The 13,981-nt window shown below is 70.6% G+C and carries 12 protein-coding genes and 1 pseudogene; 5 read left to right on the forward strand and 8 right to left on the reverse strand.

The genetic code is table 11. The features are described from left to right. A pseudogene (locus tag QSG27_RS02710) lies at positions 1-447 on the reverse strand (hypothetical protein); the annotation flags it as partial. A 164-nt stretch (positions 448-611) separates the two neighbouring features. Next, on the reverse strand, positions 612-1,754 hold the full coding sequence (gene ribA, locus QSG27_RS02715) for a GTP cyclohydrolase II (RefSeq protein ID WP_306703611.1): 1,143 nt from the start codon (positions 1,752-1,754) through the stop codon (positions 612-614). 262 nt (positions 1,755-2,016) lie between these two features. Here ribA and QSG27_RS02720 point away from each other — a divergent pair, with 262 nt between their 5' ends. The 3 genes from QSG27_RS02720 to QSG27_RS02730 all read left to right on the forward strand — a co-directional run bounded on the left by QSG27_RS02720 (position 2,017) and on the right by QSG27_RS02730 (position 4,600). Beyond that, positions 2,017-2,706 carry a response regulator transcription factor gene (locus tag QSG27_RS02720; RefSeq protein ID WP_306703612.1) on the forward strand — a complete coding sequence of 230 codons (690 nt, stop codon included), beginning with the start codon at positions 2,017-2,019 and terminating at the stop codon, positions 2,704-2,706. Between the two features lie 107 nt (positions 2,707-2,813). Next, entirely contained in the window at positions 2,814-3,254 is a 441-nt protein-coding gene (locus tag QSG27_RS02725; RefSeq protein ID WP_306703613.1) for a DUF2231 domain-containing protein, read from the forward strand. Next, positions 3,254-4,600 carry a PQQ-dependent sugar dehydrogenase gene (locus QSG27_RS02730; protein ID WP_306703614.1) on the forward strand — a complete coding sequence of 449 codons (1,347 nt, stop codon included), beginning with the start codon at positions 3,254-3,256 and terminating at the stop codon, positions 4,598-4,600. Before QSG27_RS02725 ends, QSG27_RS02730 begins: the two co-directional genes overlap by 1 nt. A 30-nt stretch (positions 4,601-4,630) precedes the next feature. On the opposite strand, the gene QSG27_RS02735 is transcribed toward QSG27_RS02730, so the two are convergent. Beyond that, on the reverse strand, positions 4,631-5,365 hold the full coding sequence (locus QSG27_RS02735; protein ID WP_306703615.1) for a hypothetical protein: 735 nt from the start codon (positions 5,363-5,365) through the stop codon (positions 4,631-4,633). A gap of 267 nt (positions 5,366-5,632) precedes the next feature. Between QSG27_RS02735 and QSG27_RS02740 the strand changes: the two genes are divergently transcribed. Beyond that, positions 5,633-6,508: an MBL fold metallo-hydrolase gene (locus tag QSG27_RS02740; protein ID WP_306703616.1), complete on the forward strand. Its 876-nt coding sequence runs from the start codon at positions 5,633-5,635 to the stop codon at positions 6,506-6,508. A gap of 146 nt (positions 6,509-6,654) precedes the next feature. After that, complete coding sequence (locus QSG27_RS02745; RefSeq protein ID WP_306703617.1) at positions 6,655-7,434, forward strand: YcbK family protein; 780 nt, start codon at positions 6,655-6,657, stop codon at positions 7,432-7,434. A gap of 3 nt (positions 7,435-7,437) precedes the next feature. Here the strand turns inward: QSG27_RS02745 and QSG27_RS02750 are convergent, their stop codons facing one another. From QSG27_RS02750 to QSG27_RS02770, 5 genes are read right to left on the reverse strand one after another with little or no spacing between them, the layout of a single operon-like run. Continuing rightward, positions 7,438-8,607: an ABC transporter permease gene (locus QSG27_RS02750; protein ID WP_306703618.1), complete on the reverse strand. Its 1,170-nt coding sequence runs from the start codon at positions 8,605-8,607 to the stop codon at positions 7,438-7,440. Next, on the reverse strand, positions 8,604-9,602 hold the full coding sequence (locus tag QSG27_RS02755; RefSeq protein ID WP_306703619.1) for an ABC transporter permease: 999 nt from the start codon (positions 9,600-9,602) through the stop codon (positions 8,604-8,606). Before QSG27_RS02755 ends, QSG27_RS02750 begins: the two co-directional genes overlap by 4 nt. A 4-nt stretch (positions 9,603-9,606) precedes the next feature. Continuing rightward, on the reverse strand, positions 9,607-11,502 hold the full coding sequence (locus tag QSG27_RS02760) for an ABC transporter substrate-binding protein (protein WP_306703620.1): 1,896 nt from the start codon (positions 11,500-11,502) through the stop codon (positions 9,607-9,609). Further along, positions 11,502-13,421 (reverse strand): ABC transporter ATP-binding protein, encoded by a 1,920-nt coding sequence (locus tag QSG27_RS02765; protein ID WP_306703621.1) that lies wholly within the window; start codon positions 13,419-13,421, stop codon positions 11,502-11,504. The genes QSG27_RS02760 and QSG27_RS02765 overlap by 1 nt, the downstream gene beginning before the upstream one ends. Then, positions 13,418-13,978 (reverse strand): hypothetical protein, encoded by a 561-nt coding sequence (locus QSG27_RS02770; protein WP_306703622.1) that lies wholly within the window; start codon positions 13,976-13,978, stop codon positions 13,418-13,420. The genes QSG27_RS02765 and QSG27_RS02770 overlap by 4 nt, the downstream gene beginning before the upstream one ends. Positions 13,979-13,981: the final 3 nt, after the last annotated feature.

The raw sequence follows: 13,981 nt of genomic DNA on the forward strand, positions 1-13,981 counted from the left end.
CGGCGCCGAGCTTCCGGCGGCGCGGTCCGGCAGTGCCGCGACCGCGGAGGTTCCGGAGGACCCGGCGGGGGGCTGGCCGGTGCCGCCGCCGTCGAAGCCGAGCGACGCCATGATCTGCCCGCCGATGTCCTTGCCCTGGGCTTCCTCCACCACCGCGTTGGCGATGGACGCCATGCCGCCCAGGGGGCCGCCGAACAGGATGCCGCCGATGACCTTGGACGAGGGCTTGATCGTGTCGCCGGTGATCTCGCGGTAGATGCTGCTGACGACGGGGATGTGCTGAAGCGGGTTGATGATGTCCAGGAAATCGCCGAAGGACATCTCGGCTTCGGCCTCGTACCGGTCGGGGCTGTCCCGGCTTTCCATGACCGCCAGGCCGGGCGACCGCTCGCGCTGCACCGGCCGCGAAGCGGCTGTGGCGTCGATGGTGGTGGCGTCGATGGCCATGGGCGGTCTCCCGTCGCGGTGTCCAGCCCCAACCTAAGCAACCGGCGTGCCAGTTTTGCGGGCTGAAATCCGGCCTTTCGGGCGCTTCCCGGCCTGAATCCCGCCCGCGACCCGGCAAGAGCTGCCGGGCAGGAGGCGTTTCCTGCCTCCCGGAGAATCGAATCTCAGAACATATGGCCGCTGCGCTCCGCCTTGGTGCGCAGGTAGCCTTCGTTGTGGCCGTTGGCCGGGAAGATGTGGGGGACGCGCTCCACCACCTCGATCCCGCAGCGGGCGAGCTGGCGCAGCTTTTCCGGGTTGTTGGTCATCAGCCGCACGGCGTTGAAGCCCAACTGCCGCAGCATTTCCGCCGCCGGCAGATAGACCCGCTCGTCCGCCTCGAAGCCCAGAATCTCGTTGGCGTCCACCGTGTCGAAGCCGCGGTCCTGGATGCGGTAGGCGCGCAGCTTGTTGACGAGGCCGATCCCCCGCCCCTCCTGCGCCAGATAGAGCAGCACCCCGCTGCCGTGCCGCGCGATCTCCGCGATGGCGCCGCGGAGCTGCTGGCCGCAGTCGCAACGCAAACTGCCCAGAAGGTCGCCGGTGAAGCATTCGGAATGCAGGCGGGCCAGCACCGGTTCGCCCTCCACCGGGTTGCCGACGATGATCGCCAGATGCTCCGGTCCGCCGTCGATGGGGCGGAAGGCGGCGATGCTGGTGTTCTCGGCGCCGGACAGCGGGACGCGCGCCTCCGCCACCCGGCGCAGCGTGCGCACCACATGGACCCGGTAATCGGCGATGTCGCGGGCGCGGACCAGCAGCAGGTCGTGCTCCGCCGCCCACGCCGCCGCACTCCCCGCGTGGCCGGGGGCCGGGGCGACGATGGCCGCCGGCAGCAGGCGCGCCAGCCGGGCGAGGTCCACCGCCGCGGTCTCGCGCGAACCGGGGTCCATGGCCGTGGCGGTCAGGCCGTCCGGCATGTTGCCATCCGGGCGGTGCTCGGGATCGGCCAGCGCGTGGGCCTCGTCGGCGGTCAGGCAGCGGGGGAGTGACAGGGCGACGACGCCCGTTCCCTCCTCCATCAGCTTCAGCACCATGGCCCGGCGGCGGGTGACCGCCAGCACCGGCGAGGCGCCGGTCAACTGCATCAGCCGCTGGACCGCGTCGATCGCCACGGATTCCACCGACACCGCGGCGCCGACGCTGCCGTCGGCGGTTTCGATGGCGACGGCCTCGCCCCGGCGCATGGCGGCCAGCGCCCGGTCCACGGCGCGCATGGCGGCTTCGTCCATGGGCATGGCGGCTTCGAGCGGGGTGGCGTCGGGCATTGCGGACTCGGACGGTGCGTCGGCGTACATAACGGAGGCTTCGCGTGATGCGCCCCGTGGGGCGAAAGATTCCGAAGATTCCGACATGGGTCGGAGAGCGCCGGAAGCAAAGCGCAGGTGGCGCACCCCTGTCCAGCAAATCCCGCGCGCCACACCGTTGCCGTCCCTGCAACGATGGCGCGGGCCCGTCCGATAAGGCTAGGGCAATCCCGCGCGGGCCATGATAAGTTCCGCGCCCGGAGCCACCGGTGAACGCCCCCGCATGACGCCTGCGAAACGCATCCTTCTGATCGACGACGACATCGCCCTCCGTCAGTCCCTCGCCGAGCAGCTCCAGCTTCTGGAGGACGTCGAGACGGTGGAGGCCGGGGACGGCGCGTCGGCGCTGGCCGCGGCGCGGGACGGCGGCTTCTCCGCCATCCTGCTCGACGTCGGGCTGCCGGACATGGACGGGCGCGACCTGTGCCGCCTGCTGCGGCGCGAGGGGGTGCGCTGCCCGGTGATCATGCTGACCGCGGCGGCCTCCGACGCGGACACCATCCTGGGGCTCGATTCCGGGGCCAGCGATTATGTGACCAAGCCCTTCCGCATGGGGGTCCTGCTGGCCCGGCTGCGCGCCCAGCTCCGCGTCTACGAGCAGAGCGAGGACGCCGTCTTCGCCATCGGCCCCTACAGCTTCCGCCCGGCGGCCAAGCTGCTCCTGGCGGACGGCGGCAACCGCAAGATCCGCCTGACCGAGAAGGAAACGGCGATCCTGAAATACCTGTACCGGGCCGGCGGCGCGGTGATCGGGCGGGAAACGCTGCTGGGCGAGGTGTGGGGCTACAACGCCGGGGTCACCACCCACACGCTGGAAACCCACGTCTACCGCCTGCGCCAGAAGATCGAGCGCGACCCGTCCAACGCGGAAATCCTGGTGACGGAGCCCGGCGGGTACCGGCTGGTGCCCTGACCCCCGGGTTGCGGCCACCCGGAACCATCCTCCTGCCTTACCCATTGAGAACACTGTGTTCCGGGCTTGCCTCGGCACGGACTCCCGTTGGGCAAGGAGATGACGTCTTGGTTGCCATCGTCGATCACCGACCGGCAAGGGCCATCCATCCCTTGCACGCGGTGCTGCTCGCCGCCGCCCTTCCGCTGTTCCTGGGCGGTCTGCTCAGCGACATCGCCTATTCCAGGAGCTACGAGATCCAGTGGAGCAACTTCGCCGCCTGGCTGATCGCGGGCGGCATGGTCTTCACCGGGGTCGCGCTTCTCTGGGCCTTCATCGACCTGTTCCGCGCCGGGCGCCGCCGGGCACGGGCGGTCGTCTGTTTCGTGCTGTTGCTGGTCACCTTCGCGCTCGGCCTCGTCAACGCCTTCGTGCACGCGCGGGACGCCTGGGGAACCATGCCGGACGGCCTGATCCTGTCGGTGCTCGTCACCCTGGCCGCCGCCCTGGCGACGTGGTCCGGCTTCTCCAGCTTCCGCCTGGGAGAGATGCGCCTGGGAGAGATGTGATGAACCGCTCCAGCCTGCTGGCCGCCGCCGCGCTCGCCGCCCTGCTGGCCGCCTGCGACGACAACCCGTCGCCGCCGGAATACGGCGCCAACCCGCAACTGCCCGAACAGCAGCACGGGCTGCTCCCCAGCATGAAGATCGCCGCCCCCGCGTCCTGGGGCGACCGCCGCCCGACCGTGCCGGAGGGCTTCACCGTCACCGCCATCGCCACCGATCTGGGCATCCCGCGCCAGACGCTCGTCCTTCCCAACGGCGACATCCTGGTCGCCGAAGGGCGCGGCGGCGGAGCCCCGGCGCTGCGGCCCAAGGACGTCATCGCCGGAGTCATCAAGGCCAGGGGAACGACCTCGGTCCAGAGCGGCAACCGCCTGACGCTGCTGCGCGATGCCGACGGCGACGGCACCTACGAGGAACGCACCGTCTTCGCCGACAATCTCAACGCGCCTTATGGGATGGCCCTGGTGAACGGCCAGCTCTACGTCGCGAACCAGGACGCGCTGGTGCGCTTCCCCTACCGCGACGGGCAGACCCGCGCCGAGGGGCCGCCGGAAAAGGTCACCGGCCTGCCGTCCCACATCAACCATCACTGGACGAAGTCGCTGGCCGCCAGCCCGGACGGGCGTTTCCTTTACGTCGGCATCGGCTCCAACAGCAACATCACGGAGCGCGGGATGGCCGCCGAGGCCGACCGGGCGATGGTGTGGGAAGTGGATGCCCGGACGGGCGCGCACCGGCCCTACGCCACGGGGCTGCGCAACCCCACGGCTCTGGCCATCCAGCCGGGGTCGGGAACGCTGTGGGCGGTGGTGAACGAGCGCGACGAGCTTGGCCCCAACCTCGTCCCCGATTACCTGACCTCGGTCCGTGAGGGCGGCTTCTACGGCTGGCCCTACAGCTATTGGGGCCAAACCCTGGACCCGCGCGTCCAGCCGCAGGATCCGGAAAGGGTCGCCGCGGCGATCAAGCCGGATTACAGCCTGGGCTCGCACGTCGCGGCCCTCGGCGTGGCCTTCTCCTCGCCGGCGATGGGCGAGCGGTTCGCCGAAGGGGTGTTCGTCGGCGAGCACGGCAGTTGGAACCGCAGCGTGCCCAGCGGTTACCGGGTGATCTTCGTCCCCTTCCGCGACGGCGCCCCCGCCGGTCCGCCGGTCGATGTGGTGACGGGGTTCATGGGGGAGGACGGCAAGACCTATGGCCGCCCGGTCGGCGTCACGGTCGATCCGAAGGGCGCCCTGATCGTCGCCGACGACCTGTCGAACACGGTCTGGCGGGTCGCGGTGGCGGACCGCTCGCCCACGGCGGACGCGCCTTCGGATATGGGCAGCGCGACGACCGACGGGAACTGATCCCCCGTTCCGGAACGGGGGAGCCGCGCTTCAGGGCCGCCGGGCCTGCGGTCCGGTGCGGCCCGAGATGGTGACGGCCACCGGACAGCCCATCCAGCGCTGGCGCTTGCCTTCCAGCGCCGGCCCGCTGTGGGCCAGACCGTTCTGCCGCCCGCCGCCCCACAGGCCGCGCCCGCGCGGCACCACCGGCAGCAGCCGGATTTTCCGCCCGACGATGGCCAGCCGGCGGCGCCAGTGGGCGACCAGCTTGGCCGAGGTGCCGACCCTCCGCGCGATTTCGTGATCGGCCAGCAGGGCGCTGCCGGGGTCCTGCAGCAGGTCGAGGACGGCGCGGCGCTTGTCGGCGCTGGTGTGGCGGCTGTGCTTGCGCTCCAGCGCCTTGCCGAGATCCCACAGCTTTTCCGCGGTTTCGCGGGCGAGGCTGCGCCAACGGTCGGCCTCCTCCCGCTGGCGTTCCATGTCGCCGTTGCTCTTTTCAAGCTGCCGCTTCAGCCCGGCGACCTCCAGCTCCAGGTCGCGCACCTGCCGGCGCAGCCCCTGGACGAGCTGGTCGGGCGGCGGGGGCCGGTCGGGCGGAGCGGCGCTGGCGGCGGCGGGTGACGGCTCCGGCGCGGTGGCCAGCGGACGGGCGCCGCGGGCCAGATCGCGGAACGACAGGCCGGCCCTCGACAGCATGATGCGCGCGGCGCGGAGTGCGGATTGGGCCTCGCCCTGATGCTCCGACTCGGCCATGGCGAGGACTTTGGCGAGTTTGTCTGGGTCCATCCGAGGGGTCGGGTCCGGAGGCGATTCATCGCGTCTAGGGGCGAACGGGCGCAAGCTACCACATCTTATTGGATTGGGCATCTCCACATCTCGGGGGTGGAGCACGCCTTTTCCTCCTACCCCTGCCCTGCCCCTGCCCTATCCCGGCATCCGATCCGCCGAGGCCGAAGGGGGGCCGGATCGGCCTTCCGACGCTCCGGCGGGCTGTCCCGTGAAGCAACCTTTTCACTCGACTCGCAGAGGTCCTACCGCCAAATTGTCGGTACCATGACGGCACAAACCGTTTCCGACGCCGGCTCCGGCGCGCCCGACACCCCGCCGGCCTTCACCGTCCGCTTCTGGGGCGTGCGCGGCAGCATCGCCTCCCCGGGGCCGGACACGGTCCGCTACGGCGGCAACACCCCCTGCGTCGAGGTGCGCTGCGGGGACGCCCTGCTGGTCCTCGACGCCGGCACCGGCCTGCGTCCGCTGGGCGAGGCGCTGATGCGCCAGGGCGGCCCGGTGGACGCCGATCTGCTGCTGACCCACAGCCACCTGGACCACATCTGCGGCCTGCCCTTCTTCGCGCCGGCCTTCGATCCGGCCAGCACCGTGCGGATCCGGGCCGGGCATCTGGAGCGGGAGCGGACGATGCGCTCCGTCCTGCAATGCATGATGTCGGCGCCGCTGTTCCCGGTTCCGGTGGAGGTCTTCCGGGCCGACTGCACCTTTCACGATTTCGTCAGCGGCGAGACCCTGGCGGTGAAGCCGGGAGTCACCGTGCGCACCGCCCCGCTGAACCATCCGGACGGCGCCACCGGCTACCGGGTGGAGTTCGCCGGGCGCAGCCTGTGCTACGTCACCGACACCGAACACCCCGCCGAGGGGCGCGACCCGGCGGTGATGGATCTGGTGCGCGGCAGCGACCTGCTGATCTACGACTGCACCTACACCGACGCCGAATACGCCGCCCGCGCCGGCTGGGGCCATTCGACCTGGGAGGAATGCCTGCGCATCGCCGACGAGGCGGGGGTGAAGCGCGCGGTCATCTTCCACCATGACCCCCGGCGCACCGACGCCGATCTGGACGTCATCGCCACCGCCGCCGAGGCCCGGCGCCCCGGCACGCTGGTCGCCCGCGAAGGCATGGCGCTGCCCCTCTGAGCAAGACCTACGCCATCGGACAGTGATGCGCGGAGGACACGGCCAAGGCTCCGTTCGCGTCCCGTGGCCTGTTGTCACTGCCGGATCGTGTGACAATTATGGTATGAAAGCCGCTTGCAACCGCAGAGAGAACTCTGGGGAGGAGCATGCGGCATCTTCTGCGCTTATCGTTGCTGGGCCTGCTCGCCGGCGGAACGCTCGCCGGCTGCGCATCCACTCCGAATCCCCAGGGGTCGCTGGACGGCGGCCCGCGGTCGATCGTCCTTCACCATCCCGCCAGCGGCGAGACGGTCAGCGTCACCTACCGCCGCCCGGACGGCTACGACCCGCAGGCCCTGGACCGCATCGCCACCCTGTTCCGCGACCGCCGCACCGGCGAGACGGTGCCCATCGATCCCGCCCTGGTGGAGCTTCTGGCCGATTTGCGGGAGCGCTGCGGCGCCGGCCCCGACACGCCGGTCCACATCACGTCCGGCTACCGCTCCCCGCTGACGAACGTCGCGCTGGCCCGCAGCAACCCGAACGTGGCGGAGAACAGCTACCACCTGCGCGGCCAGGCCGCCGACATCCACATCCCCGGCGTCCCGCCCCGCCGCCTCGCCGACGAGGCCGCGGCCCTGCAACGCGGCGGCTACGCCCTCTACGTCCACACCGGCCACGTCCATGTGGACACCGGCCCGGTCCGCACCTGGACCCCGAAGGGCGGCGACCCCCGCATCCTGGAGGCCAGGGCGACTCCGGCCAAGCCCGTTCCGGCCAAACCCGCCGCTCCCCGGACCGAGGTCGCCGCGGCGGAGCCTCCGAAGCGCACCACCCCGGCCAAGGCCGCTCCCGCAAAGGGCAACGACGCCGACCTCGCCCGCGTCCGTATGGTGCTGGCCTCCCTCAAGGAGCAGCCGGAACCGGCGGCGAAGAAGAAGCCCTGATCGCTACCGGTAGGGATCGGCGGCGTCCCGCAGGCCGTCGCCGAGGAAGTTGAAACTCAGCACGGTGACGATCACCGGCACCACCGGCAGCATCAGCCAGGGGTACAGCGCCACCACGTTGATGTTCTGCGCTTCGGTCAGCAGCACCCCCCAGCTGGTGATCGGCGGGCGCAGGCCCAGGCCGAGGAAGCTCAGCGCCGTCTCGCCCAGGATCATCCCGGGGATGGCCAGCGTCGCCGAGGCGATCAGGTGGCTCATGAAGCTGGGCAGCAGGTGGCGCCCGATGATGCGGGCCGGGCGGGCGCCCATCAACTGGGCGGCGGTGGTGAAGTCCTCCTCGCGCAGGGCTAGCAGCTTGGACCGCACGGCGCGGGCGAGGCCCGTCCATTCCAGAAGGCCCAGGATCACCGTGATCCCGAAATAGATGAAGATCGGGTTCCAGGTCACGGGCAATGCTGCGGACAGGGCCATCCACAGCGGCAGTTCCGGGAAGGAGCGGATGATCTCGATCAGCCGCTGGATCAGGTTGTCCACCCAGCCGCCGTAATAGCCGGCGATGCCGCCGATGACGATCCCCAGCACGAAGCTGACCGCGACGCCGATCAGCCCGATGGTCAGCGAGATGCGCGTCCCGTAGATCATCCGCGACAGCATGTCCCGGCCCAGCCGGTCGGTGCCCAGCAGGAACAGCGTCCCGCCCTCCGCCGGGCAGGCGAGGTGCCAGTCGCTCTCCACCAGCCCCCAGAACGCGTAGCGGTCGCCGCGGCAGAGGAAGCGGATCGGCTGCACCTTCGCCGGGTCGGGCGTGTACTCCCGCTTCAGGATCTCCATGTCCAGCCGGTAGGTGTAGCCGTAGACGAAGGGGCCGACGAATTGCCCCTCGTGGAACAGGTGCAGGGCCTGCGGCGGGGCGTGGATGAAATGGGAGTTGCGGCTGTCCACCGCGTAGGGGGCCAGAACCTCGCTGACCAAAGTGGAGGCGTAGAGGAGAAGCAGCACGATCCCCGACACCACCGCCAGCCGGTGCCGCCGCAGCTTCCACCAGACCATCCGCCATTGCGAGGCGGTGGTGAAGCGCTCCTGCTCCGGCGACAGATGCTCGATCTCGTCCGGGTTCCAGGGAGCCGTATCGACGGTGTGGGGCAGGGGGGTGTGGGGCAGGGAGGCGCTCATCGGCTGGCCCCCCCGCCGAGGCGGATGCGCGGGTCGAGTGCCGCCAGCGCCAGATCCGACAGGAAGACCCCGATCACCGTCAGCACCGCCAGGAACATCAGGAAGGACCCGGCCAGATACATGTCCTGGCTGCGCAGCGCCTGGAGCAGCATCGGCCCCGTGGTCGGCAGCGACATCACCACCGACACCACGGCGGCGCCGGACACGATCTGCGGCAGCAGGTTCCCGATGTCGGACACGAAGGGGTTCAGCGCCACCCGCAGCGGGTATTTCACCAGCGCCCGGCCCGGCGGCAGGCCCTTGGCCCGCGCGGTCACGACGTAGGGCTTGTGCAGCTCGTCCAGCAGGTTGGCGCGCAGGCGGCGGATCATCGCGGCGGTGCCGGCGGTGCCGATGACGATCACCGGAATCCACAGATGCTCCAGCACGCTCATCGCCTTGCCCCAGCTCCACGGCTGGCCGAGGTAGCGCGGGTCCATCAGCCCGCCGATGGAGGTGCCGAACCACACGTTGGCGAAGTACAGCATCACCAGCGCCAGCAGGAAGCTGGGCGTCGCCAGCCCCAGGAAGCCCAGGAAGGTCAGGGCGTAGTCCCCCAGGCTGTACTGCCGGGTCGCCGAATAGATGCCGATGGGAAAGGACACCACCCAGATGAAGACGATGGTGGCGCCGGAGACGATGGCGGTCAGCCACAGCCGGTCGCCCACCACGTCGGACACCGGCATGTTGTATTCGAAGGAATAGCCGAAGTCGCCGCGCAGCATCCCGGCCAGCCACAGCGCGTACTGCTCGTGCATCGGGCGGTCGAGCCCGTAGGATTCGCGCAGCATGGCCAGACGGCCCTGGTCCATGCCCTCGCCCCGGCTCTGCATCTCGTTGACCAGCGTGGTCAGATAGTCGCCGGGCGGAAGCTGGATGATGACGAAGGTGATGACGCTGATCGCCAGAAGCGTCGGGATCATGATCAGGATGCGGCGGATCACGTAGCCCAGCATGGCCTCACCCCTTCCCGTCGTCGAACCAGAAGCCGTCGGGCCGGTACAGCCCGAAATGCGCGCCGGGGTCGTAGTTGAACAGGCCCTCCTCCGGCACGTTGCGCAGGGTGCGGCGCGCCACCACCGGCTGCGGCACCCCGGCCACCGTGCCGATGGTGAAGACCTGATCGGCGTTGAGCGTCAGGATGCGCGTCCAGGCCGCCGCCCGCCCGGCCTCGTCCGGCGCGTCGCGCCAGGCGCGGAAGGCGTCCAGAAGCTCCCGCCCTTCCGGCAGGTCGGGGCGTTCGCCGTCCTTGCCCATGGTCTGGTAGAACTGGCCCCATTTCGGCCACTGGTACTTGGCCTGATCGACGGGCACCAGCTCGGCGGGGCTCATGTCCGCGGTGGCGATGGCGTTGTCCAGCCCGCGTGCGATGGACATGCAGGTGTCGCCCGCGAAGATGCGGTTGCGGAACACGTCGAGCTGCGAGGAGCGGATGTAGAGCCGCGCCCCGATGCGCCGCCAGCCGTCGGTGATCAGCTCCAGCGCATCGGCCTCCTCCGTGCTCTCCCCGGCGGTCTCCACCACGATCTCCAGCGGGCGCCCGTCGGGCAGCAGGCGCACGCCGTTGACGTCGCGCTTGGTCAGGCCGATCTCGTCGAGCAGCCGGTTCGCCTGCCGCAGGTCGAACTGCGCCCAGCGGTCGCGGTAGGCCGGCACCCACAGGGGCGAGACCTCCAGCAGCGTGTTGTTGCTGGGAATGGCGAGGCCGTAATAGATGACCTGGTTCATCTCCTCCCGGTCGATGGCCAGCGACAGGGCGCGGCGGTAGCGCACGTCGCGGTTCAACGCGCGCCACACCGGGTCGTTGCAGGTCAGGTTGGGGAACAGCGCCATCTGCGCCCCGATGCCGGTGCGCCACAGCGTGACCCGGTAATCGTTGCGCTTCGCCCCCTGCTTCAGGAAGGTGTAGTTGTCGAACCGCAGGTAGCGCGCCTGGAGGTCGCTCTCGCCCGCCCCAGTCTTGGCCGGGACGATCTTGGCGTCGGCCACCGTCATGATGAGCCGGTCGATGTAGGGCAACTGCCGCCCCGCCGGGTCAACGCGGTGAAAATACGGGTTCCTTACGAAAATGAAACGTTCCGCGGGCGGAGCGGTCGTCGGCACCCAGGGCTGAAGGGTGGGCAGGTCGGGGTTGTCGAACTCGGTCAGATTGTCCTTGCGGTTGTGAAGCTGCTGCCAGCTTTTCTGCCGCTCCTCCTCCACCCGCTGCTTCAGCTCCAGCGGGTCGGTGAAGCGGGGGTGGAAGCGCCGCAGGTAATGGGCGGGGGCGTAGATCTCCACCGGTTTGGCCCCGGCCAGCATCGGCAGGAAGAAGGGGTTGGGGCGGGTCCAGGAATAGCGCACCGCCGCCGCGTCCAGCACCTCGAACTTCGGCGCCTCCCCGCCCACCAGCATTTCCGGCGGCGGCCCGCCGGGGTAGCGCTTGGGGTTGCCCGCCATGTCCTCCCACCAGTAGCGGAAATCCTCCGCCGTGAAGGGATGGCCGTCCGACCAGCGGTGGCCGCGGCGCAGCGTGAAGGTGAAGACGCGCCCGTCCTCCACGTCCACCCGCTCCAGGATGTCCGGCACGATGCGCAGGTTCGGGGTCAGCGCGACCAGCCGGGCGTAGCTGTAGACGTAGATCAGCCGCGTGTCCTTGGTCCGCGCCATCAGCAGGCGCAGGTCGCCGCCGTGCCGTCCCGGCGCCTGCCAGGGCCGGTCCATCGCCTCGACCAGGGGGGTGAGCGGCAGCCGCCGCTCCACCGGCGGCAGGGAGCCGGAGCCGACCGCGTTCTCCAGCATCGGCGTCTCGACCGCGTCGAAGGCGCTGAGGCCGAGGAGGGCGAGCAGCAGCAGGGCAGGGCGGGTTCCCCTCATCACGCCACCTCCCGCACGCGGATGGAGGCGTCGGCGCGCACGCAATGGCCGCCGCCCAGATCGACCAGATGGGGCTGGTGGCCCTCGTCGATGGTGAAGGGCGCCGGCCAGCGCGCAGGATCGGAGGCGCGGCCTTCCTCCAGGTCGGTCAGCGACAGCGGGTGGCTGGGGTCCGGCTCCGGCACGGCGGCCAGAAGGGCGCGGGTGTAGGGGTGGACCGGGTTGCGGAACAAAGCCTCCCGCGGGGCCGACTCGACGATCCGCCCGCGGCACATGACCAGGATGCGGTCGGCCATGTAATCCACCACGGCCAGATTGTGGCTGACGAACAGGAAGGTCAGCCCCAGCCGTTCCTTCAGATCCTTCAGCAGGTTCAGCACCTGCGCCTGGATCGACACGTCGAGCGCCGACACCGGCTCGTCCAGCAGAAGAAGCTCGGGTCCGAGCGCCAGCGCGCGGGCGATGCCGATGCGCTGGCGCTGGCCGCCGGAGAAGCTGTGCGGGTAGCGGCGCAGATGCCGCGCGTCCAGCCCGACCAGCCCCATCAGCTCCTTCACCCGCGCGGCGCGCTCCGCCTCGTCGCCGATGCCGTGGATGACCAGCGGTTCGGCAACGATGTCGAAGACCGTCATGCGCGGGTTCAGCGAGCCGTAGGGGTCCTGGAAGACGAACTGCACCTTGCGGCGGAAGGCGGTCAGCGCATCGCCCTGAAGGCCCAGCACATCGACGATCCGGCCATGGTCGTTGAAGCGGACGCTGCCCTCGTCCGGCGTCAGGGCGCGCATCAGGATCTTCGACAGGGTGGTCTTGCCGCAGCCCGATTCGCCGACCAGCCCGACGCATTCGCCCCGCGCGATGGCGAAGCTGACGTCGTCCACCGCCAGCGTGCCGGTCCCGGCCCTGGCGCCGAACCAGCCGGACCGGCGCGCGCCGTAGCGCTTGCGCACCCCTTCCACCGCCAGCAGCGGCCCCGCCGCGTCGGCGCCGGGCGGCCAGGGCTCGTGGTCCCTCTCCAGCAGGCTGCCGCCTTCCGACGCGCCCCCGATCGAGATGGAGCGGATCGGCACCAGCCGCTCGCCCGGCGCCATGTGGAAGCGCGGAACGGCGCGCAGCAGGGCCTTCAGATAGGGGTGGCGGGGGTCGGCGAAGATGTCCTCGCGCGTGCCGGATTCCAGGACCCGCCCGCGGTGCATCACCACCACCTCCTCGGCGAGGTTGGCGACCACCCCCAGGTCGTGGGTGATCAGCAGCACGGCCATCCCGAGATCGGTCTGGAGATCCTTGATCAGCTTCAGGATCTGCGCCTGGATGGTGACGTCCAGGGCGGTCGTCGGCTCGTCGGCGATCAGCAGGGCGGGGCGGCAGACCAGGGCCATGGCGATCATCGCGCGCTGGCGCAGCCCGCCCGACAGCTCGAACGGGTAGGTGTCCAGCGCCCGCTTCGGGTCGGGGAAGCGCACCCGGCGCAGCATGTCCTCGGCCAGCGAACGGGCCTGCCGGGCGGTCACCCGCTGGTGCAGCCGCACCGCCTCGCCCACCTGATCGCCCACCGTGTGCAGCGGCGACAGGGAGGTCATCGGCTCCTGGAAGATGATCGAGATGCTGCCCCCGCGCAGCGCCTGCATCGCCTTGCCGTCGGCCTTCAGCCCGGCGATGTCGAGGGCGCCGTCGTTCACCGCCCCGCCATTGACCGTCCCATCGTCGAACAGGATGCGCCCGCCGGTGATGGCGGCGTTGCGGGGCAGGATGCGCAGGATCGACTGCGCCGCCACCGACTTGCCGGACCCCGACTCCCCGACCAGGGCGACGGTGGACCCCGCCCGCACCCGGAAGGAGACGCCGCGCACCGCATGGACCACGCCGCCCGGGACATGGAAATCGACCTTCAGGTCCTCCACCCGGAGCAGCGCGCGGCTCATGATGCCGAAGCCTCTTCGTTGGGGTCGTCCGGCGGCTCGATGCCCAGCGCGATCAGGTTGTCCACCGTCACCGGGCTCAGCGCCACGCCGTTGCGTCCGGCGGCGTCGGAGGCCCGTTCGATCACCGCGTCGAAGCCCTCCAGGTTGCTGTCGAAGCGGATGGTCTTCCCGCCGCCGGCCAGCGCCGCCTGCATCCAGCCGTCGTCGCGCCCCCGCCGCGTCGCGTAGTAGCGCAGCCGCAGGTCCGACAGCTTGTCCCAGCGGATCGCGGCGCCCAGCGGCCCGTCCGCGCGAAGCCCGTCGCCGTCCATGGTCAGGCGGGTCATCTGGCGCTGCGCGGTGCGCGCCGCGAAGACGGCGAACAGCACCGCGCAGGCGCCCAGCGGCACGGCGATCCAGGGGGTGACGGGCAGGAGGGCCAGCGGCAGAACCGTCAAGGCCAGCCCCGCCCCCGCCCGCGCGTAATCGCCGGCCAGCGCCCCGGCGGGGTAGCGCATCTCCGCGGGCATCGGCGGCGTCTCCACGGTGGAGGGTCGGGCCATGGGCAACTCGGCCATGTC

It is taken from the genome of Azospirillum isscasi, from assembly GCF_030849505.1.
GTDB classification, from domain to species: domain Bacteria; phylum Pseudomonadota; class Alphaproteobacteria; order Azospirillales; family Azospirillaceae; genus Azospirillum; species Azospirillum isscasi.